The organism is Chryseobacterium pennae, from assembly GCF_003385515.1.
Taxonomy (GTDB): Bacteria; Bacteroidota; Bacteroidia; order Flavobacteriales; family Weeksellaceae; genus Chryseobacterium; species Chryseobacterium pennae.
Window position 1 is genome coordinate 107,590 of record NZ_QNVT01000011.1, and the last position, 24,988, is coordinate 132,577.

At 39.1% G+C, this 24,988-nt stretch carries 9 protein-coding genes; 2 read left to right on the top strand and 7 right to left on the bottom strand.

The features are described 5' to 3' along the window. Positions 1-17: 17 nt before the first annotated feature. From DRF65_RS13185 to DRF65_RS13215, 7 genes are all read right to left on the bottom strand, one after another. Positions 18-2,420: a glycosyltransferase gene (locus tag DRF65_RS13185; RefSeq protein ID WP_115971231.1), complete on the bottom strand. Its 2,403-nt coding sequence runs from the start codon at positions 2,418-2,420 to the stop codon at positions 18-20. After that, positions 2,413-3,195 (bottom strand): alpha/beta fold hydrolase, encoded by a 783-nt coding sequence (locus tag DRF65_RS13190; RefSeq protein WP_115971232.1) that lies wholly within the window; start codon positions 3,193-3,195, stop codon positions 2,413-2,415. The genes DRF65_RS13185 and DRF65_RS13190 overlap by 8 nt, the downstream gene beginning before the upstream one ends. Then, a complete protein-coding gene (locus DRF65_RS13195; protein ID WP_002977699.1) occupies positions 3,186-3,485 on the bottom strand; it encodes an acyl carrier protein in 300 nt (99 codons plus the stop codon). Before DRF65_RS13195 ends, DRF65_RS13190 begins: the two co-directional genes overlap by 10 nt. Next, on the bottom strand, positions 3,473-7,717 hold the full coding sequence (locus DRF65_RS13200) for a type I polyketide synthase (protein WP_115971233.1): 4,245 nt from the start codon (positions 7,715-7,717) through the stop codon (positions 3,473-3,475). Before DRF65_RS13200 ends, DRF65_RS13195 begins: the two co-directional genes overlap by 13 nt. A gap of 19 nt (positions 7,718-7,736) precedes the next feature. Beyond that, the gene (locus DRF65_RS13205; protein ID WP_115971234.1) at positions 7,737-14,780 is read right to left on the bottom strand and encodes a type I polyketide synthase; all 7,044 of its coding nucleotides are present in this window, start codon (positions 14,778-14,780) and stop codon (positions 7,737-7,739) included. Positions 14,781-15,752: 972 nt separating this feature from the next. After that, positions 15,753-16,766: a glutaminase A gene (glsA, locus tag DRF65_RS13210; RefSeq protein ID WP_115971235.1), complete on the bottom strand. Its 1,014-nt coding sequence runs from the start codon at positions 16,764-16,766 to the stop codon at positions 15,753-15,755. Between the two features lie 147 nt (positions 16,767-16,913). Next, positions 16,914-18,242: a hypothetical protein gene (locus DRF65_RS13215; RefSeq protein WP_115971236.1), complete on the bottom strand. Its 1,329-nt coding sequence runs from the start codon at positions 18,240-18,242 to the stop codon at positions 16,914-16,916. 153 nt (positions 18,243-18,395) lie between these two features. Here DRF65_RS13215 and DRF65_RS13220 point away from each other — a divergent pair, with 153 nt between their 5' ends. Continuing rightward, positions 18,396-19,208 (top strand): tetratricopeptide repeat protein, encoded by an 813-nt coding sequence (locus DRF65_RS13220; RefSeq protein WP_123947339.1) that lies wholly within the window; start codon positions 18,396-18,398, stop codon positions 19,206-19,208. A 366-nt stretch (positions 19,209-19,574) separates the two neighbouring features. Continuing rightward, the gene (locus tag DRF65_RS13225; protein WP_115971238.1) at positions 19,575-24,518 is read left to right on the top strand and encodes a PKD domain-containing protein; all 4,944 of its coding nucleotides are present in this window, start codon (positions 19,575-19,577) and stop codon (positions 24,516-24,518) included. Positions 24,519-24,988: the final 470 nt, after the last annotated feature.

Sequence of the window (24,988 nt, forward strand, 5' to 3'; positions counted from 1 at the left end):
GGTAGATTTGTAGCTTATTATACTGAAGCTAATGTGGAATATTCCTGTACAAAGTTTTCCAGCAACTCTACCGCTTTATCATTACCTCCGGCAAGATTAAAGGTATTCTGAACCTCTTGGGCTGCAACTCTGTATTTCGGATTTTCCAGTAATTCAAAAACAGTTTCACGAAGAGCTTCTACACGGAGTCTTTTGTATCGGATACTGATTCCGCAACCTGCCTGCTCAATTAATTTCGCAATATGGAAATGATCGTAAGCAATAGGAGTGATTAACATCGGTAAACCATTACGGAAAGTGTCGTTTACGGTATTGAAACCACCGTGGCAGATTACCATATCCATCCTTTGCATTACCGCAGATTGAGGAACGAAGCTATTTACAATAAAGTTCTCCGGCCATTCTTCAAAGATTTCCGGTGGAGTAGCAGCAATCACGGTAACCGGTTGGTCTTTGAATGCTGCGATGATCTTTTCAAAGAAAGCTTTTCTGATGTCTACCAATAAAGTTCCCAGTGATACGAAGATCTTTGGCGTGGTAGAAGCATTTAATTTATCCCAGTCAAATGGAGCATCATTAGGACGGCCTTTTACCGGTCCTACAAATTTCATGTGAGATGGCACTGTATCAAAACCTGCAAAGGCTTGGGAAGTAAAGATCATATTCAGTTTATGAGAATGAATATAAATTCCTTCCTCATGAATGCCCACTTCTTTTTGTAAGTCTTTGATTAAGTTTTGCTGCCATTCCCAGATTTTAGGGGCACTTTTTTCAGTATCTCCCATTACATCCGGCGGAACAGGAGTTGTTGTTACACAAGGAATATTATGTTTATGAGCGAAAAGCGCACCTCCGAAAGTGATACAGTCGTTCACGATCACATCAGGCATCCAGCTTTCTGTTAATCTTGTTAATCCTGGCATCATCATTTTAGCGAAAGGAACATAGGTTTCTTCCAGTGCTAATTTCATCACTTCAGGACCTGAACAAGCCGGTCCGTCATCTTGTCTTTTTAAAATACGGGCAATTTCGTCCTGATACGGAATAAGATCCTCTTCAGGGTAGAAGTAAGAACCTCCTTCCGGAATATGTTTGCTGTCTAAAGGCGTAATTCCGAACCATTTTACTTCATGGCCACGGGCAATCAGACTGGCTCCCACGCTTAATGTAGGGCTTACATGTCCGAAAAACGGCGGAACAACGAATAAAAATTTAGATGGTTTTTCGTGTTTTGAAGTCTTTGTGATGGCTTCTTCCAATAAATTAGCGGCTGTAGATGCTCCTCCTGCTTCCATAAAAGATTGTCCTACTTTTTGAGCGGCCTCACGGTAGCTCGGGTTATTTAAAATTTGCTGTACTGCCTCTCTCAGATGATTGGCTTTAAATCGGTTGAAATTAAGTCTTTCACCTGCTTCTGTACGTACCACACGTCCTGCAACATGCGACTGGTCATACGCAATAGGAATCACTACCAAAGGAATTCCGTTGGATAAGGTTTCAGAAACGGTATTGTGACCGCCATGGCAAACCACCCCATCAAGATGAGGTAACAGATCTAATTGAGGAACCTGCTGATACACCATAAAGTTATCCGGCCATTGCTCGAAAAGCTGTGGGTCAGAAACTACAACAACGGTTAAATCTTCCTCTTTAAAAGCATCCACAACCTTTTGGAAGAATGCTTTTTTATGATCGTGATCGAAAGTCGTTCCGATACTTACTAAAATCTTTTTATTGGTGGCACTTTTTAATCGGTCCCAATCAAATTCACATGAGATACGTCTTTCGGTAAGAACCGGACCCGTGAATTGATATTGAGGTTCCAGATCTTCCATTTCCCCAAAGAAATAGGTTGAAGTTAGAACAAGCGTCAACAAATCTGAAGTGGCCAGAGAACGCTCTTCATTGAAACCAAGTTCTTTCTGTAAGTCAACAATTTGATTTACTTCCCATTCGTGTACTTTTGGCAGCTCATTCATGATCTTAATGGCAGCCGGAGCTGTAACGGAAGTCGCACAAGGAATTCCTAATGCTTTGGCAGCTATCGGCGCCGCAAATAACTGATGGTCACCGATGATCAAATCGGGTTGGTATGTTTTTAATAAAGCAACAATTCCATTATAGCAATGTCTGTTCAGTGGAATAAGAACTTCCTCGTAAAGAAACTTCACACTGTCGATTCCATACACTACTTTTTTGGAAATAATATCAAGATATTGTTCGCTTTCTTTCTTTTCTTCGTCGGTCTGATCGTATTGGATCAGTAATAATTTTCCGCCCTCGGGAAGTTTAGCCTCTAAAGTTGGGTCAAGGCTGATCCAGGCTACTTCATGTCCTCTTTCCAACAGAGTAGTACCGATGCTTAGGGTAGGATTGACATGTCCTGTCAAGGGTGGAACTATAAATGCAAATTTAGCCATGGTTCTTCGTTAAGATATTAGATAAAAACTGAGCGATCGTCTCTGCGATGAGCTGAGGTTCCTGGATGGGAATATTGTGATCGCCGGAAATTAATTCAAGTTCGGATGTACCGATTTGAGACTGCAGCCATTCTCCTGTAGGTCTGCAGTTGGAATCAGCACCGTAAAGCAATAAAGTAGAAGCTTTCAGTTGATTGAAATCCGCTTCACCAAGGAAATGCTTTTCCTTAATCATATCTGCTTTGATGCTGGTTTGGTTAAACAAAAATTCATACATACGATGGTTCTTTTCCATTTGTCTTTTACCCATCTGGACTTTGGTGGTATCTGTAAAATTGGCTACATAATGCTCAAGGAATTCCTTGCTGTACTCATCAATGATGTTACGGGCTTTTTCGTCCTGAGGATCCGGAGCCTCCATCACTACCAGCTGATTAACGCGTTCAGGGTATTTCAATGCTGTTTTCAAAGCAATAAGACCACCGAAGCTATAGCCTGTAAGATGTACTTTTTCCAGTTGAAGGTGATCCATTAAACCAATCAGATCGGATGACATGTTATCAAGGTCGTACCCATCCAAAAAGCGTTCACTCATCCCGTGACTTTTCAGATCGTACATCACCACATGGAAATGTTTTGCCAGAATAGGGGCAATATTAAAATAATAAATGGATAGGTTACTGAACATACCGTGGATCAGTACCACGGTTTGTTCGGCTCCTTTGTTGAGTTCCTGTATATGAACTTGTTTATTATTGACAGTGATTATTGGCATTCGTAGATATAATTGATGATCATACTAAGGTCAAGATTAATAAGCTGGTCAAGATCCATAGAAGATAACCAACCTGTAAAGTCGATCTGATCGCCAAAATGCGCCTTGATCTTTTCAGAGAAAGAGACAATCTCGATGCTGTCCATTTCAAGATCTTTGGTGAATGAACTTTCCGGAGTAATGTCCATCTCCTCTACAAATTCAGCACCTATCACTTCAGTAATAAAACCTTTTAATAAAGTAAAAAGTTCTTCGTGGTTCATTTTTAATGTTGCGTTTACAGTGTCCATCCGATAATATAATTTTTATGTTTAATAGTTTTGATTTCAATATTGTTGATCCACAGGTGATCATCTTTTATAAGTTCGACTTCGAAGGCTTTTGGATTCCCTTTCAGTCCGGTTCCTAAGAACTTTCCGTAGGCTTCTTTGGCAACCCAGAAACGGGTGGTCCATTCTGCCTGATCTCTGCCTTTTAATAAGGCTAATTCATGGTCTGTAAATACCAGATCATAGAATCCTTCGCTGCGTTCTTCCATAAGTTCCATATCGATTCCTACAGATTTGCCATATCTTGCAATCCCCACAGCTTCTTTTCCTTTGTGAGCGAGTGAAATATGAATGTCTTCTGTGAAATCACTGATGAGGTAAGGTTTTCCCACTTCATCAGAGCGGATTTCAAAGGTGATAGGGAAGCACGGATGATTTTTTTCCTGACGAAGAAGGTTTCTAACGGCATCTTTCACAGCAACACGGCTTACCATCCAGTTTTTCTTCTTGTTCGGTAATAATTGCTGGTGATGTTGTTTTTCCGTTTGGTTGAAATATCTTTTCAGGATAAAATCCCATGAAGCTACTCTGGTATAGGCCTGGTGGAAGAAGAATACTTCAGGAGCAATCTCTTCAGAAAGACGGTTGTGCAATGGTGACATGGAAACATTCCATAATGCGGCATCAATTTCCAGTCTTCTGTTCTGCCAGCCTGTGATGGCGCACCATACTTTTCCGTCTCTTTTCAAAATGATATCTGCAATGGCAAATTCATCATTAAGCTCGGTCAGCATACAGGTGCATTCAAAAATACCTTCCTGATCGTGCATATCGCCGAAGAATTCAATATCTCTGATCTTCACCGGGAATGCAATACGGTCTTTCACTAAGGTAAGCTGTAACCAAAGTCCGAATAACTGTCCGGCATTGTCTAGCAGAGATCCTTTTCCGCCATTTCCTTTAATTTTTCCTACAATTCCTTTGTTTCCAACGGCTGAAACTTCCGTAATTCCCTGGTATTTATCGCCATGGAACATGTGGGCATCATAGATTTCTTCAGGTGTTCTTTCAATGGGTAAAAGATCACCAACGGAAAGGTTAAACGTTGGAGTAGGGACAGGTGAAGATTTTAAGATCACTTCAGCATTGGCGAAGTTTTCAATATCCAGATACGCATGGTTTTCGCCACGCCATTGTCCTTTCACTGTTTTCTCAAAAGGCTGGGCAACATTCATCCATTGGAATACACTTACATTCATAATTTTATGAACCTGTGTTCCCGGGATTTCTGCTTCTGCAATTTCTGCCAGCTGTTCAAAGATCATGGTCATCGGGATTACCGGTTCCATATCTGCTACATGAGCCCATCCTTTGGGCTGTCTCAATAAGCTGTGATCGATTAGATAAGGATGACTTTCAAGCGTCACATACAGATCTTTTGTGAAGGTTGTACTTCTTGGTGCTTTTGGAGCAACTTGAGCAGGACGTGAAATCGCAATCTCCGGACGGTTCTGGAATAAAGTCAGGACTTCTTCCTGCATACGGATCATATCCGTAACGTTGTCCTGGAATGCCTGTACCAGCGGATGACCACTTTTAGTAGTCATGGCTGAAGCGGAAGCAGTATATTGTTTTGGTGTTTCAAAGGATTGAGCTAATGCTTTTACTTCTTTAAAATTTCTGATAATAGGTGAGCCTAATTCTAGTTTAATCCCTTTTCCTGATGATTTTTTTGAATGCTGGTGGAGCTCTAAAAAGTCAAGCGCAACCGTTTTACCTTCTACAAATAGGGAAGCAACTACACGCTGTAACTGTGCTAATGCAGAACGGGCAGGAACGCTGGAAGCAATCGTACTGAATGCTTTTCCTTTCAAGGTATCATCAATAAATCCGATCAGACCACCGGTACCCACCTGAATGAATACTCTGGCACCTTCTTCGTATAGTTTATCCGTCAGTTCACGGAAACGAACAGGTTCAACCAAATGCTCGGCGCTCAGTTTTCTGATCGCTGCCTGATCTGCTGGATAAGGTTCTAAAGTCGTTGCAGACCATAACGGAATCTTCGTTTTCTGGAACTGTGCTTTTTCCATTCCGGCAAGGATAATATCCAGTTTATCAGCGATAAAAGGAGAGTGGAATCCTGATTGGAAGGGCAGTACCTGATGGAAGATCTGTTTTGATTTTAATTGCGGAACCAATTCATCCAATGCAGCATTGCTACCACAAAGAATCACCTGATTAGGGCAATTGTCATTCGATACATACAGGTCTGAAATTTCAGAAATAAAAGGCTGTACGACATCAATTCCTGCTCCGATGGCAATGAATTTAGAATCTTTTAATTCAAATGTTTCTGGATTCAATACATCGATTAAAGCTTTTACAGAATTGGCTTCTGCCAGTTCTGATGAATATCCTGCCAGCCATTCTCCTAAACTGTGTCCTGCATTCATGTCCGGGATAATGCCCAGTTTTTTCAATGAATTGTCAAGGATACTACAGTTGTTGAAGATGTTTAAAGCATCGGTTAAAAGCCCTTCACCTTCTGTTTCTATAGGGGCTGTTAATCCGAAATAACGGCTTACACTTTCCACTTCACCTTTTGCCAGACCATCCAAACCAGGGAATACAAAGGCTACTTTACCACCATCTTTTAATAATGGAGTAGAAGTGTACCAAATGTCCTGTTTATTTTTCCAGATCAGGTTTTTAGAAACAATTTTAAGGGCTTTTTCTATTCTTGCAGGTGTGGGATCGAATATGGCTACTCTGAAATCTCCTTCACCTGTAGTGGTCTCGTTATTTTTTAATGCAGAAACTAATTCTGCATGGGTAGGTCTTGCCAATAGCAATACGGTGTCTTTTTTCGGCATATCATAGCCTTCAAGAACAACGTGTGCATTGATTCCTCCAAATCCAAAAGCGTTGACTGCCGCTACTTTTGGCAGTCCGGTTTTTGACCAGTTTTTAGCTTCTTGCACCGGTTCAAATCTTGTATTCTGCATTTCTGCCGTTGGATTCTCACAGTACAATGTTGGTGGTAATGTGTCGTGGTGTAAAGCAAGGCAGGTTTTAATCAGTCCTGCGATTCCTGCAGCCGGCATAGCATGTCCGATATTGGACTTTACAGATCCGATTCCTGCTACCGGAGCAGCTTCTTCTTTCCCAAAGAACTGTGCTAAGGTCTGAAGTTCCGTTTTATCTCCTAGCGGAGTTCCGGTACCATGGGCTTCCAGGTAACCTACTTTATTTTTATCCAGATCAGCATTGATCCAGGCTTGCTCTAACGCTTTTAATTGTCCTTTTACGGATGGACTCATCACACTGGTTCCGTTACCATCACTGCTTACACCCACCCCTTTGATCACCGCATAGATTTTATCCTGATCACGAACAGCGTCTTCCAGTCGTTTTAAAACGACGAAACCACAGCCTTCACCAATCAGCAATCCATCAGCATCCCTACTGAAGGGTTTGATCTGCTGTTGACGGGACATTGCTCCCAATTGAGCGAAAATACTCCAGAAAGCAGCATTTTGTCCGGTGTGAACTCCTCCGGCGATCATCATGTCGGAACGACCTCTCTGAAGTTCCTGTACTGCATGATCTACAGCGATTAAAGCACTGGCACAAGCGGCATCAACCGTAAAAGCAACGCCTCCAAGATCAAAACGGTTGGCAACCAATGAAGCTACCAGATTGGGAATCAATCCCATGGCAGTATCAGCAGCGAAACGTCCTTTACGTTCCTGAAAAGCATGTTTTACTTTTTCAATATCAGCAGAAGATACCTGAGGGAGCAATTCCTGCAATAAAGAGGAAATCTGTTCTCCGGTTCTTACAATTTCAATGGCACGGGTAGCTCCCGGCCCGGTATAATTTCCTTTCCCGATAATAATTCCTGCTTTTTCAAGGGAAGCATTCTTTTGAAATACTCCGGCATCTTCCAAAGCTTTCTGAACCAACTCAAGGGTCAGTAAATGATCGGGTTCTGTTCCTTCCACAGCAAGGGGCAAAATACCAAAGCTGGTAGGATCAAACTCATAATCAGGAATAAACCCGCCTCGTTTGCAATAGAAACGATCGACAGGGTTGGTGGCATCACTAAAATGCACCGGATCTATCCGATCAGCCGGAGCCGATTGGGTAGAGTCTACTTTATTGACAATATTCTGCCAAAAAGTATGGGCATCCTGCGCCCCGGGAAAGACGCAGGATAGTCCAACTACAGCAACATCTGTTTTTTTCATACTTAGTTTAATACAGAGTTTACCAATTATTTCCTGACATGATCAGCACCTGGCTTTCTGTTCCGTATTTTATTTCATTAAGGAAGATTTCTTTTCCTTCATCCAATGGGATCATAGAGATTCCTCTACGTTCGTATTCTGATTCAAGGGTGGAAGAAACCATTCCGGCACCTTTCCAAGGGCCCCAATTGATGGAGATTACTTTTCCTTTTAATCTTTTATTCAGCGCATTAGCATAATCATCCAGTACACTGTTGGCAGCGGCATAATCTGTCTGGCCTTTGTTACCGTATACCGATGCGATACTTGAGAATAATACCACAAACTGGCAGTCTGTACGAAGTTGTTCAGCCAATACACGAAGTGGTTTTACTTTGGTATCAAATACACGTCCGAATGAAGAAGTGGTCTTTTGTTTGAATAATTTATCTTCTAAAAGCCCTGCTCCATGGATCACCCCATCTAAACGGTTGTATTTTTCATAAATACCGCTGATCAGGTTGCTTAATCCTTCTTCGTCACAAAGGTCTAATGACTGATAAATGATAGTGTTTCCAAGAGCTTCCATATCACGGATCGTGCGTAGGATCTGATTATTTTTGAAAACTTTTGTGGTTTCTTTTTCAATTTCAGCAGGGGAAGTGAATTTTCCGGATTTAATCAGGAATGCTCTGATTTCTTCTTTCGTTTTCATTCCTTCGAATTCTTTTGCAGAAGCCTCATTTCTTGGATCTGCTGATCTTCCTACTAAAATATAAGTACATGGATATGCCTGAGACATGTGTTTCACCAATTCTGCAGTGATTCCTTGCGCTCCTCCCAATACCAGTACTACAGATTTCTGATCTAACTGAATGTGGGCTTCACTTAAGCTTGTTGACAATGGAGAAGGGATAATATCTACCTTATGTCTTTTTTCGTTTTTATAAATTACTTCAACAGGTTTATCGTTGGTAAGGATTTCCTTTAAAGTAATTTCAGCGATCTGATCTACTTCCTGAGGACTGCTCAAGCTGATTAATCTACAAGTTGTATGATCAAATTCTCTAGCTAAACTTTTGAAAAGTCCTGGGTAACCCTGGTGATGGCGTAACACACTTACATCATTGATTTCCTGAATATTAGCAGCTATGTCTGAAATTAAATACACCCATTTTGCTTTATCAAAATCAAGTTTTTTAATTAAATCAACATGATCAATAATGCTTGGTTTATCCGTAGCTGAGAATAAGTCTAACATGATTAATCCATCAACATTGGAAAGATCTTTATCTGCATCTACCAATTCTACGATAGCTCCATGTTTTTCCAATTCAGCTTTAATCGCTGAGGTTTGTTGGCTGTCATCCTGAGTGATGGCGAAACGTTTTCCTTGCAGAACCTCTGTATTTTGTACTGAAGATGCATCTGTAGGAGTGATATCAAAACGAAGACGTGATAATACATTGTTTGTAGCTTCAGAAGTTACTTCTTGCTTTACTTCATTTTTTACTTCACTAGTATCACCGCTCATTTCACTGATCCAGCTAGCCAATCCACGAAGTGTTTTGATCGCTGCCAGTTTTTCCATTACATCATCAGCCTGTTCAAGGTTTTCACCAAAACCGATCTTGTTTTTAAGATCAGCAATGATTTCCATGCGCTTGATAGAATCGATACTAAGGTCTGCTTCTAAATCTAAATCTAGACCTAGCATTTCTTTCGGATATCCGGTTTTTTCGCTTACGATATTCAGGATAGCATTTTGAAGGTCTTCTAATGATAAAGTCGCTTTTGCTTGTGGTGTTGAAGCTACTTCAGCTGAAGTTCCGTTTGTTTCAGGAGCTGCTGGTGTTGCATCTGCTCCTGAGAATTCAGTAAGCCATGAAACTAATCCGCTCAGGGTTTTGATTCCTGCCAGTTGTTCCATCACCATATCTTCATTGGTATTGCCTTTAGCCAATGTTCCCAGTTCATTACGAAGCGTTCCGATGATTTCCACTCTTTTGATAGAGTCGATACTTAAATCAGCTTCAAGATCCATCTCCATTCCTAACATTTCCTGAGGATATCCTGTTTTATCACTTACAACCTGAAGTAATAAAGCTTTGATATCTCTTGTTGGAGCAGCTTTTACAACAACGGCAGTAGCAGTAACTGCAACTGTTGTCGCTTGTTGAACCTGTTGTACAGGTATTGTACGTTCAGGAGCATGAGCCGGCGGTGGTGTATTATAAACAGGCATTGGGTTCACCTGAGGATTCTGTCCCATAAAGGAAAGCATCACATCACGTTGTGCCTGTATCATTAATTTCATGCTGTTTAAATATTCCTGCAGCATACGTTCTGCCGTAGATAGGCCTTCCGGTGCAGGAGCTTGCGTATTATGAGTCGTAAAATTGTTCATAGGAATAGGGTTTATGATAGGGAGCGCACCATTAGCAGGCAGTGAGCCTGTTGTCGGATGTGCAGCTTGTCCGTTAACACGCCAGATGGCCGGGCTTTTCTTGTACAGTTCAGGCTGATTGATATCAACAAGCTGAACGAAGCGGCCATCGAAAAGTTTTTCAATATTGAAGTTGCGTCCGGTTCCTAAATACTGAGCTAACATGCATAGTAGATGGGTGAATTTATTACGGCTGCTGTCTTCAACATATAAGGTTAACTGATCTTTTTCAATACATGATTTCGCCAATCCTGTAAGAACCTTTCCTGGTCCTACCTCGATGAAGATTCTTGCTCCATCGTTATACATCGCCTGCATCTGCTCCACGAATTTTACTGGCTGTACCAGGTGGTCAGTCAATCTTTCTTTGATGTCCGAAGGATTCGATGGATATACTTGTGCTGTTGTATTAGACCATACAGGAATCTGCATTTCTTCAAAAGGAACGTCTTTTAATACATCAGCATATAAATCTTTTGATTTTGCCAATAATGGGCTGTGGAAAGCACACGCAACTTCCAGTTTTTTAGCAGAAATACCTTCCTGTTTAAGGACTTCCAATAACGTATTGATTGCTGGTGTACTTCCTGCAATCACACATTGAGTAGGAGCATTGAAGTTAACAGGGTAACATCCTTCCACTTTGGCAATGATCGGCTGTAAGCGATCATGAGTAGCGCTTGCAGCTAACATGGAACCCGGATCTCCGCCTTCTACTGAATTTAAAATAGATTGTGCTCTTTGAATACTTAAGTCAACCAGTTTATCTTCAGCAAATACTCCTGAGAAGCATAGGGCTGGCAATTCTCCGTAGCTATGACCAGCTAACATATCAGGAACAATTCCTAGTGATTCTAAGAATTTAGCCAATGCAAGATCAACAATTCCTAAAAGCGGTTGTGCTAAACGGGTGTCTTTTATAGTTTCTTTCTGTTGTTTTAAATCCGCTTCATTGAATGTTGTTGAAGGGAAAACTACTTTTTCAAGCTCAGGATAGTTATCAATCACTTTACGCATAGCCGGGAATACTACGAACAGATCACGGGCCATATTGATTCTCTGGCTTCCTTGTCCAGGGAATGTGAACGCTACTTTACCTTCTTTTTTACTTACGGTGAAAGTATCTTTAGTCTCTATCCCCAGCAATACTAATTCAATTTTCATCATCAGGTCAACTGCAGTGTCCGCAACAATACTGAACTGAATTGGCTTTTCTGAAGTGATACTTAAACTGTACGCGATATCTTTTAATGGAATTTCATCATTGATTTCCAATAATGTTTTGATTTGAGCTGACTGTCCTTTTGCTTCTTCATAAGTATCCCCGCGGAATACAAATAATTCTGAAGGCCATGACTGCATTGCAATAGAATCATCCTTCTTCGGATGGTTAGCAATTACTGTGTGGAAGTTTGTCCCTCCGAATCCAAAGGCACTGACTCCTGCATAACGGTTCTTTTCAGTCCATAATCCTGTTTCAGCATGGAAAGAGAATGGGCTGGTTGCTGCATTATAATAGGCATTAGGCTGTTTAAGGTGAAGGGTAGGAGGTTTCACTCCATGGTAAACTGCTAAAGAAGCTTTGATTAAACCTGCTAATCCTGCAGCACATTTGGTATGCCCGATTTGGGTCTTCACAGAACCTAAATGCGTCTGTCCCGGTAATGCCCCTGAACGACTGAATAAGTTGGTTAAAGCACTTAATTCTGTTTTATCTCCAACAACGGTTCCTGTACCGTGAGCTTCTACCAATCCTACAGAGGCAGCACTGATTCCTGCCTGAGTATAGGCACGTTCTAAGGCTCTTACCTGACCAACTTTTCTTGGTGCAGTAAGACCTAACGCTTTACCGTCACTGGATCCGCCCACTCCTTTGATTACAGAGTAAATACGGTCACCATCGTTGACAGCGTCTTCATATCTTTTTAAAACAAGGATAGCAATTCCTTCTCCGAGGGCGATCCCGTCTGCTTCACTGTCGAATGTTGCACATCTTCCTTTTCTGGAAAGAGCGTGAGTACTGGAGAACATCAGGTAATCGTTGATACCGTTGTGTAAGTCTGCACCTCCGGCAAGAACCATATCTGATTTACCCAGTGCAAGTTCCTGACAGGCTAAATCTAGAGCAGCCAAAGAAGAAGCACATGCTGCATCTACAGTAAAGTTTCTTCCTCCAAGATCCAGGCGATTCGTAATCCTACCTGCGATCACATTGGCCAAAATACCAGGGAAAGAATCCTCTGTGGTATGTGGGAATGCCTCTTTTACTTCTTCGTGAAGTTCTCCGAAGACTTGTTTATAAAAGCCTCTGAAACTATAGCTGTTAGCAAGATCGTTACCACCTTCGGCACCGATAATTACAGAGATGTTTTCTCTATTAATATGTTTTTCACCATATCCAGCGTCTTCCATCGCGCGTTTTGCTACCAATAACGTAAGCAATTGGGTAGGTTCAATAGCGGCAAGAGATTGTGGCGGAATACCGAATGTAAGCGGATCAAAATCAATTTTCGGAATAAAACCACCCCATTTTGAATGGGATACATCGGATTCGTCTGAATCAGGTTTATAGTAAAGATCTTTATTCCATCTTTCGTCCGGAACTTCAGTAACACTGTCTTTCCCTAAGATGATATTTCTCCAGAATTCATCCAGATTTTTAGCGCCAGGGAAAATACATTCCATTCCGACAATGGCAATGTCTAATGGTTTTTCGCTTGATGTTGGTTGTTCAGATAATTCAGCATTTTGAATATATTCGTAATTGCCAATACTTACGTTTTGGTGAAGTTCTTCCAGAGTAAGCACTTTGTTTTGCATCGTTGCAATCTGACCAATCATGTACATTCCAAGATCTAATTGATCATCTTTAGGAATGTTTACCAATTGATCTCCCTGGCGTTCTATTCCTTTTGCAGCAATTCTTAAACGGCCTACGTTGAGTTTTTCCAGTTTTTCCCAAACTTCTTTTTTATCTGTTCCGGCTGCTAAAAGTTTAGCTTTCTCGGTATTAAAGTGGTCAGCAAATGATGTATTTAAACAACGGGTTTCGTGTCCCGGAGCTGTTTCTAATAAGACAGTATCTTTAGCCTGCATTGCCTGTAACTGGAATTCTTCCTGAATGGCTCCGGTTTGTACGGCTTCCTGAGTATACAGGTAAGCAGTTCCCATCAATACACCCACTTTTACCCCTCTGGCAGCTAATGGAGCAGCCATGATAGAAACGAATGCTGTTGAGAAATCATTATGGATTCCACCAGCAAAAAATACAGTAATATTTTCCGGATGATCTTCTTTTAATATACGTTCAATTTGCTTTTCCCAAAGAACTGTGCTGGATAACGGACCTACGTGCCCACCACATTCACGGCCTTCGAAAATAAAACTCTTTGCTCCTTCTTTAAGGAAAATATCTAACAGGGCAGGAGATGGAACGTGAAGGAATGTTTTTATTCCTGCTTTTTCAAATACTTTGGCCTGTGTCGGTCTTCCGCCTGCGATCAGGACCACTGGTGGCTGGGCTTCAAGGATATAAGAGGTTTGTTCGTCTCTTAATTCCTGAGGGGCAAATCCTAAAATACCTACACCCCAGGTTTTGTTACCTGCCAGTTCTTTAGTTTCCATAACCAAAGACTTGGCTGAGCTTCCTTTCAGTAATGATAAGGCAACAAATGGCAAAGCTCCTGCTTCTGCAACAGCATTGGCAAATCCGGGAACATCACTTACACGGGTCATTGGTCCCTGTGCAATGGGATATGTTAATCCAAGATCCTGTGCTAACGGGTTGTTCTGATCAATAACCTGAAGAGCTTTAGCTTGTTTCAGGTGACCATACATAGCCTCTTTTAAACCAAATGCAAGTTTTTTCAGTGTTCTGAACTCTTCATAAAGATCAGTTGCAAGGGAAATATCCTGTCCCATTGGGATGTAGCTCTTGCTGATATCAAGATCTTTAAAATGCTGTTTAAGGTCTTCAGCTGTAATATTGTCCGGTAATGAAGGTGAGTTGGGTCTTACCAATACACGGTGATTGGCAATGATCTTAGTCTCAGTTCCGTTAAGTTTTGAACACAATTCTTTTATGTCCTTTGGAACAGAACTTTCAGGGAATAAAGCCAGTTGGCTATCAAGTACAATTCCTGTGGCACCCAAAGCTTTCACGGCTGCGGCAGTATGGAGTCCTATTCCCCCCTGTACCCACACCGGAATGCTTTTGATTTCATTAATAATACGCTGGAACAATACAAATGTAGATTCGTAGCCGATTTGACCTCCGGCTTCATTTCCTTTGATGATGATTCCTTTGGCTCCTGATTGTTCAGCTTGTTTAGCTTCTTCTAAGCTGGTTACCTGATAGATAATATCCAGTTCCGGATTTTGAGTAACCTTCATTCCGAATGGTAAGATCGCAAATCTTACATTTTCAGGAAGCTGAAGATCTGAAAATTTTTCATTAGAAACATAAATACCATAAGAGGGTAGGGTTGTTTCTTCCAGTTGACTAAGTGCTGCCTGGGCGGTCGTTAACTCTTGGCCTAAGCTGAGGACAGGAAATACACCCGCCTGATGCAATTTAGGCATAAGGTTGACGTCTGGCTTTTCAAAAGGCGTTAGTCCAATAATGGTTAGGTTTTTCATGGCGTGATATGTTAGTAAGGATTTTGTGATAATGCATAAGTCTTTGAGGCAAAGAGAGATGCTTATGACAAAATCATAAAATTGGTTTTTATTATATTTTTAAAAGTATGGCTTGTTTGTTGGAAATAATTCAACAAATTATAGCTGTCCCTAAGGTAATTAGAGTAAAGGTAGGTGTCCGGCTTTTCAAAAGGCGTTAGCCTAAAAATGGTCAAGTTTTTCATTGCACTTAGTATTAAAATAATAATATGCGATTTTGTATTAAAACATCAATCTAATGGTTGTATAGACTGATTGTTTGTAATACATGAATAAAAATAATAAATTTATGATATGTTTTTAATCATAAATAGAATTCGATAATAATTTTTTAACAAACAAATGTTAATTGTTCAAATGTTATAAAAGTATATGGTTTATTTTCTTATTCGTTATAAACAAGCCGGCACAATCTGTGTAACTATAAAAATAAATAATTATAGTTAAAGAAATGTTAAGCAAATATAGAAATAAAAAATAAAATATTTCAAAAAGAAGAGATTTGTTTTTGTTATATTACAAAAAGATAACATGCGGATTTTACGATAAAATCTACAAAAAGTAAATTTGAAAATATCGCAAAAATATTAGTTAGTGTTGCATGGGGTTGAATTGGAATACTATATGAGGTAAAGTGAAGAATGTATTTTGTGAATTATTTAACGTATAAGATTAAGGAAATGATAATTTTAATCATTATAGATTTTTTTTATCAAGTTCATTTAAAAATAAAAGAGGACTGCAATTAATGAGTCCTCTTTGTATATTTTAATGACGATTTGATTATTCTGTAATAAATATTCCTGTTCTTTAATGTTTTTGATTTATTTACATGAATTAATTATAGGTTTTGATTTGTTAAGATAATGTTTAATTATAGTAACAGATTGTTTACTTTCAATTTTTATATAATCAAAAATAATCTTTATCGTCTTAGAATATGCTCAAATTGTATTGCTTGGCCAGGTCTAAAATGATATGATATCCTGCCATTGAATTTCCATGTTGATCCAAAGCAGGGCTGAATACGCCAATTCCCATTTTTCCGGGAACACTTACGGTAATTCCGCCACCTACTCCTGATTTGCTTGGTAAGCCTACCATTCGGGAGTATTCTCCACTGAATTCATACATTCCGGCAGTCAGCATTTGAGATTCTATCAGTTGGGCAACATCAGCATTTTTATATTGGGTGTCACCATCGAAACGCACACATTGATTGGCAAAGAAATATCCGATTTTGGCTAAGTCTTCAGCGGTAACTTCAATAGAGCACTGCTTGAAATAATTATCCAGCTGATCTTCGTTTCCTGAAATCAGTCCGCTGTTTTTCATGATATAGAACATGCCACGGTTACGGTGTCCGGTGGATTTTTCGGATTCATAGACGGATTTGCTGTAATCAATCGTCGTGTTTTTCGTGATGTACCGAACCATATCCAACACTTTAAGGAATGGTTTCTCCCCATCACCGGAAATTAAAGAGGTGGTAAGGATTGCTCCCGCATTCATCATCGGATTAAGCGGTTTACCCGTTGTTTCCAGGTTAGAAAAGTGATTGAATGGTCTGTCTGATCCGAAATATCCCATTTTATCGAAGACATTGGCTTCTCCTCTTTCCTTTACGGCAACCATTAAAGCAATGATTTTGGAAATGCTCTGCATAGTGAATTTCTTTTGAACGTCTCCTGTGCTGAATACCTTACCGGTTTTATCCACTACAGAAAAGGCGATAGCTTTAGCGTCCATTTTACCCAGTTCAGGAATATAATCCGCTACTTTACCCTGTGTATAATAATTTCTGTTTTTCTCCAGTATGCTGCTTAAAGTTTTTTCTGAAATCGTTGAAAGATCTGCTGTTTTCTGAGCATACATCACTGTATTTAAGGATAAAAAACCTGCGATAAGAATTCCTTTAGCGGAAAATAAAAAGCTTTTTTTTTTCATGTAGAATATTTTCGAATAAAAGTTTAAGATAAGCCTCGAAAAAACAAAGATAATATATTTCATTTTTTATGCAAGGTTTAGGGAGAGCTGCAATGATGGAGAAGGGAATGGTATGTTTTTGATTATGATCTTGGAGAAGTAAGGTTTTTACCTTTTTAATTCAAAATCTTTATAAAACAATGTGCCATATTTGTCCAGGATATGGGTTTTGTTATTTTCAATTTTTCCATCTCCTGTATTGATATAGTACAAGGGGATTTTTTTATTTATGATATCTTCCTCATCTTTGGGACTAAGGTTTTTAACAATCTTTATCTTGCTTTTTTTATCAAAATTTCCCACGAATAAAACCTGTTCGGAAAAATTTCCTAAATGAAAAACTGCAGGCTGATTGGCGGAATGTACCTGAATTTCCCCGATGAGATCTTTACAATATTTTAATTGCTGATTTTCATAATCTTCATTACTGAATACACTTCCTTTAATCTGAATTTTATTGGCCGTTATATGAACTAAAAATGGAGAAAAAACTATTACGCATAATACTGGTTTCAGCAGCTTTTCATTCAGGATGTATTGTAAGAGGATCAGGATAAAAGGAACTGACGGGATCAGATATCCTGCTTCCAGTGGATACTTAATAAAGAATGCCAGATTAGAAATGATGATTAGAATACTGAATAGGGCAAAATGGTTCCTGGGTACCTCTTTTATTTTCTGATAACCTCCTGTAAAGAGTTGGATTCCTAAGCCTGAAATAATGGAGGTCATTCCTAAGGCTCCATAGATGTATAATGTGCCCAGGCTCAACAGACTTGTGAGGTTAAATTCTGAATCTCCGGAACTCTGGAAAAAATTAAATCCATATTTCAGGAGAACAGGCGAGAAAAAAATCCCGATAAAAAGAAAAGCCAGAACTGAAAATAGAATACTTTTTTTTACTTCTTTTCCCGTATAGAAATACGTAAGAAAAAGAAAGGCCGGCAGAAAAATAATATTATTGAACCTGGTACTTACCATCAATCCAAAAAACAATGCAGCTATCCAAAGGTTTTTCTTCAGAAGATAATATACGCTGACCAGCAGAAAGAACAAAGACCAGTTGTATTCCATGGCGATTGTACTGTTCAGATAAATAACCGGTACAAAAGAGAATGCGATACTAATGAGGAAGGCTGACTGTATTTTAAGAAGATTCAAAGTCTTAAAAAGATATAAGGAACATCCGAAAGTAAATAAAACCGAAAGTAAATTGATGCACCAGTAAGGCTTGTCATAGACTAAAGCATATAAAAATTCAGGAAACGGATATCCGGGAAAACGGGAAACATTGTAAATATGATCTTCATACAATATTTTTCCTGTATAGACTTCTCTCCAGGCATCCAGATCTGAACCGAGACTATTAAAAATGAAAGGTAATCTTGACAGTACTACTATCAAAAGGATCATTATTTCCCTGAAATATCTTTTCATTTTTCTGTTGCTTTATTTTTGCTGCAAAATAAGTTCTTTTTATTGTACAAAGGATACAGATTGAGTGAGAAATTAAAACAGAAATGCTTTGTACAGCGCTTGGCTAATTGTGTATATTTGAGAACAGACATTATTATTAAAGACTCATTACCGATGAAAATAGTATTTCTTTTATTCCCTGTAATCATATTTTCGCAGAGCAGAACCATGACTAAAGATCTGAATGATGTTCAGAAGAAGATTTTTATGAATTTGCTGAAAGAAGACGCAAAGGTTTCTGTTTTTTCTGTCCAGCATCAGCTCTATCTGGATTCAATCATTACTATTGTACCGAAAGAAGCTTTCTTTTGGCAGCAGAAGGCAATGCCTTTATTCAAGCAGAGAAAGTATGAACTGGGCATGGAGTATCTGAATAAAGCTGTTGAATTGGATACAACTGATCATTATAAAGAATACCGGGCATTTATAAAATGTTTATTTCAAAAAAATTATACCGGTGCTTTGTCTGAATTTGAAGAATTATCGAAGAAATATGAATCCGGAACAGTGATGGATCATCCTTATAGTTTTTGGATGGCCCTGTGCTATCTGCAAATGAACAGGTTTGATCTTTCCAGACAGTATATGGAAAAAGCAGTTGCCTTTGGAAGAAAACGTGATTTTGTAAATCCATATGAAATGTTTTATCTGGGGGTGATAGAATATGAAACTGATAATTATTCGAAGGCAGCAGCATATTTTGATGTTTCGCTGAAATATTATAAAGATTTTGCAGATGCAAAGTATTATAAAGCAATGTCATTGCTCAAAATGAATAAGAATGAGGAGGCTAAAGTTTTGTTTCAGGAGTCAAAGGAGAATTTTGAAAAAGGAAACTCGTTCAATGAAGGAAATTCGTTATATGAGTCATTTCCGTATCAGGTTTTCCGGTTTACGTATGCATATTCAGAGAAATATTTTAAATGAATTGAAACAGTTCCTGCTGAATTATAAAAATAAGGTAACTATATGCAGTTTTACACCGTTGTCATTAGTTTAGGTGTGTTTAAAATATGTGTTTCATTTTATGGCTTTTTTCTTTATTGGTGTAATTAATACATGTTGATATTGGTTTTTGGTTAATTTTTTACTTTTAAATATTAATAAAATCAGTGAAAAATTCATTTTTAATGCTTTTAAAATGAAAATAAATTAATTTTTCTCTAAATAATTATCGGTCATGAATTAAGTTTTGATCAGTAATTCCGGGATATTATTGATTTTTAATGTGTATAAATGTAATATTTTTCACTAATAAATGATTTTAGTGTTAAAATTTTCATTAATTTCCAAATGAAAATTAATACATTTTTATTAACCATGAAAAACACTACTTACTTTAGTAGGCAGCACATCTTCAGATGGCTCCTGCTATGTTGGCTCCTGGTGCCTTGGGGGCTACAAGCACAATCATTAAGTCATATTACCTGGGATTCCCAGGTGGGATGCCAAATCTTCCGGGGCGAAAAAGGATCCGGGGAAAATCTTGTCGGAGCTTCTGACATTGATTCCGGCGCATGTGTCCGGGTCTGTGAAGGCAGTAAAGTGAAATATACTGCTCATGGCTCAAACATCAGTTTTGTAGCATGGATACCTACTGGAGGAGTGTTACAAACTACTTCAGGAGGAGCCAATATTGAAGCTGAAATTTTATGGGGAAATGCGGGGTCAGGTTCTTTACAGGCAACTATTACATTTACGAATGGAACTACTGAAACCCAAAACATCTGCATTGAGAAAATAAATAAGCCTACTGCAGAATTCACTCTCGTTAACCTGAAAGACATCGTATGTAAAAATACTGAGGTTCATTTTGACAATTTATCCCATGCAAATGGCGGGACTGATATTGTTAATTATTTCTGGGATTTTGGGGACGGAACAACATCTACAGCTTTTGAACCTTCTCATACCTATACTCAGGGTGGAGGAGTTACTGTTTCTTTAACGGTAACCAACAAATGTGGATGCTCAGAAACGACCTATCAAAAATTAGAAATAGCAGAAGCCCCACCAGTACAGATCAGCTGTGCTTCAGTGGTGTGTGAAGGCAGTGCTGAAAGGTACAGCGTGAAGAATGGCTGCAAAGGAGAATGGAAAGTGATTGGAGGATCTTGGCAGAATATCTCAGAAAACGAAATCGAAGTAAAATGGGACAGTGTAGATCCTGAAGACGGTTTTGGCTATGTGATGTATAGATCTGAATGTGGCTGCCCGGTATGGACTACTGTTAAGATTCCTGTGATTTTAAAAACAGCAAGAATTAAAGGAGAATCAATAGTATGCTCAGGAAAGCAATACACCTATTCACTTCCGCAGTGGCCTACTACCCATATTGATTGGGATGTAACAGGACCTGGACCAGGTCAGTTGACGTATAACCAGCAAAGAAATGAAGTTCTTTTCACTGGAAGTGTACCGGGTACTTATACACTTACGGCTTCATATACAAATACTTTATTGCTATGTGGGGGCACTGCACAAAAAACGATTGTTGTAGAAGCTCCTGTAACAATATCAGGAGGGAAAGAGGAAATCTGTGTGGGAACACCACAGACATTTACGGCTTCACCTAATGTTCCTGTTATCTGGAATGTTACTTTAAATGGTGACACAGTACATACGTCGCCACAACCTACTACTGCTCCTCTTGATTATCCTTTTTTAACACCAGGAAATTATGTGATTACAGCAATCAGAGGTGGATGTGAAAGTAATCCAATATTGATTAGGGTGGTAAGTGTTCCAAGGCCTCCAAGAGGACCTATTACGGGGGATATTGTAGTATGCCCAAATAAGCCTTACGTATATTCACTTTCATCACCAGTGCAACCTGGGGTTATTCCGGTATGGAGTGTTACAAATGGTACCATTCAGGGAAGTAATGCCGGTAACAGTGCTACTGTTATTTTTAATCCTGGAGCATCTTCATACTCAGTATCGGTTGCTTACAGGACGGAAGGCACTGCAGCTTGTCTGTCTAAACCACTTTCATTGGCGATAAAACCGATGAATATTGATAAGGTTTATATTTATCAGAATTCAGGACCTTTCTGCCCAAGCAGTACACAAAACTTTTCAGCTAATTTAGGTGGTATTGTTCCTGATTCTATGGAATGGAGTTTTGATACTCCTAATTTCGGAAGTGTTATATCCGGGCAGGGGACTTCTTCGATCACTGTAAACATTAACGAGGTTGCTGGTAGTGTATATTCAACTAACCTGAAACTGGAAGTTGTGGTATGTGGGCAGAAAAAGATAATAATAATGCCTATAAGTAAACTAGCTCTTCCGGTAGTCAACTTTACGAACGTTGGAAAAGTGTGCTTAGGTTCAAACCTTCATTTTACTGTTGATCAGGGAGTGATTACTTCAGCAACAAATGTAACATTTACTTTTGCAAATGGAGATACCTATACCACAACATTCAATCCGTCTGGAGTATATGATTTCCCAAATAACGGGTACATTCAGAATGCTACAGGTGGAAATGTTAATCAGATCGTAACGGTAACTTATAGCGGAACCAATGGATGTGCATATAAGCCAACAGCAAGTGCGAGCTTTATCATTCTTCCTGAAACAATTATTACAGTTTCTCCGGTATATAATCTTATGGTTTGTGATGACTTTCCTTTACAGCCTTATACCCTTACAGCTAACAGCTCTACAGGTCTTACGAATATTGTAGAGTGGCAATGGTTTAAAAATGGTGTTGCATTACCAGGATTTAATACCAATGCATATACTTTATCAGGAACAGGTCTTGCAGGAACCTATCAGGTAAGAGCTAAGGATGTTAATGAGTGTTATGTATATTCACAGGAGATCAAAGTAATCAACTCTTGTCCAACAGCCAGTAACTGTACAACGCCTCCTATGGTGAGTTTTACTCCAAAATGGACTGGTTGTAATACAATTACTGTAAATAATTTAAATGTAAGTGTTGCTCCAGATGAAATCCAGTGGGTGACTAATAACGTGCTGACGCTGGTAAGCCCTCAGGGACAGCCTACGGCTACTTTCCAAACTAATCTTGCCGGTGCACACATTGTAAGTGTACGTTTAAGATATGGTTCATGTTGGTATTCAACAAGTTTTGAAGTTCGAAAACTATATGAGCCTAAATTCAATATTGGTCAGGTTTGTAGTGGGAACGGATATAATGTTACTTTATATAATTCATCTACAATATTTGAAGTTAATCCTGCTAGTTCTATAGAATATAGATTCAGTATGGCAGGACAGCCAGATCAGGTGGGTCAGACAGCTACTTATAATAATTTGGCGCCGGGTACTTATACCTTTACCATGAAGATGTCTATCCCGTCACAGCCGTCATTGCCGGCATGTACGATCACGAAAACGATTACGTTGGCACCTGTTCCAAGTACGAATTTCTTACTTCCATTTAAAGCATGTAAAGGAGAGGTGATTACTCTTTCACCTAGTTCATACACTCCTGGAAATATCTATACATGGTCTTTTGACGGAACAGCTTTTGTGACTTCACAACAGAATATGAATGTAACATTCAATACTGCCGGACCTAAGAGCGTAAGCTTAATGATTAAGACTCCGCAAGGTTGTGAGTATAATTCTATTGCACGTAATATTACGGTTTATGCAGCTAATTTAGATGGAAATCTTACCCCTCCCAATGCCGTTGCATGTGAAGGAAGCTCACCGCTTATTTCATTTGTACCTTCAGGTACGGTACCTTCAGGTTATATCTGGATGAATGGCAATGTTCAGGTGCCGGGAGCTCCTAACTCAATGAACTTTATACCGACACAATCAGGAAGTTACTGGCCGGTATTGATTTCAGCAGACGGTTGTACTACTAATGTAATGAGTGTTAAAGCGGTAGATGTTGCATTTAAAAAGCCGCCGTATGTAAATATATCAGGACAAGCAAACATCTGTCAGAATAGCTATGGAGTACTTAAAGGTATTTTAACAGACAATACTCTGGAGTACAGATGGAAGAGAAATGGAGTTCCTTTATCTGCAGGATGGCTTACTGCTCAGCCAGTTGCCTATACTGTAAGCGGATTATCAGCAGGTACCTATACCTTCACTCTGGAAGCTCGTGTACCAGGAACTACAGATTGTTCAGGATCTAAAGATTTTGTTGTTACAGTGAGCAATCCACCGGCAGTTCCTACAGTAACATATACTCAGGTTGGTTGCCAGCCTTACAAAATTCAACTTACAGTATCCGGACCTGCAAATGGAGAATACAACTGGAGTAATGGAATGAGTGGACAAACCATTACAGTAGATGAAGGAGGGATGTATAGAGTATTCTACACTGCACCAAGTGGCTGTAAAGTATATGCTCAGATAGATGTACCATTGAGTATCGAAAGTCTGATGTGGGTATTCCCTACAGGTTGTTACAGTTACTGTAGAGATAAATATCGTCGTATTCTTGGGCCAAAAGGAACCTTTGACTATCATCAATGGGAGAGATTTGGAGTTAATCTGCAAAGCGGAAGCAATACCTTCATTGATTCATTTAACTTTGTGGATTCCCCTGGAACTTACAGACTGAGAATTGATCAGACTGCAGGCGGAATGTATTGCAGATATTATTCAGGAGCAATGAATTATTATCCAGGGAAAGATTGTGGTATAGAAACACAATGTAACTTTGATGTCAAAATCGAATCTTTCAAATGGGCAGGAGATCATTATAATGTTCATGGAACTATATACAACAGCGGAAGCCTTCCGGTGATGCTTAACGTTTCAAGTCTTTATGGATATGGAACTTATTTCCCATCTATGATTACGATTCCGGCAGGAGGAACATATGATATGAATGCCAATCCATTGATGTTCTATCCAAATGCTAGTTATCCTGGAGGAAATGATGCAATTTTATTCTTAGGACAAGACGATTGTAAGTTTGTTGCTGAGCCACAGGTTATAGGTAAATCTATTTCAGACAAAACAGGAAAAGGCCTTAGCCTTACTACGGCTTCTTCTCTGAAGCTGGCACCGAATCCTGCGAAGGAAATAGTGAAAGTTTCCTATAATACAGGCAATGAGAAATTATTGGCAACACAGATCAAGGTTTTTGATACTATGGGTAATATTAAATTCCAGAAAGAACTTAAAGCAGCTTCAGGAGAGATCAATGTAGACATCTCACACTGGTTGCAAAGTACTTATATTGTCATTGTACAAGCGGGAGAAACCTCGCTGCAAGGCAAATTGATTAAAAATTAATCCATACTTCATTCAATAAGCAGTGCTCTCCTCGGAGAGCACTGTTTTTTTATAACATGTGACCACTGAATTAAATCTATAATACCGTTTAAAATAAATGATGATTACTGGTTTTAATGATGGTAGCTCTATACAATTTTGGATAAAGCATTTGTTTTGTCATTCCGACGAAGGAAAAATTTCATATATAGTTTAGATTCTTCTTTCGTCAGAATGACAGAAATGTAAAATTGTATACAAAGAAGCTCCAATGATTAATTTAATTGATTATTGCCTTTAATGTTTCATTTGCCCAGGTAGCAATTGATTCTGGAATCCCTTGGTAAAGCGATGATTCTTCCCCAGATAACGACTCCTCATACGAACATTAAAAGGCTATATCCGGGAATGATCTGCTATGATTTTACCAGCAAATCATTAACCATATTTGACGGATCAGTCTGGAATTATTGGAAATAATTGATAAAAAT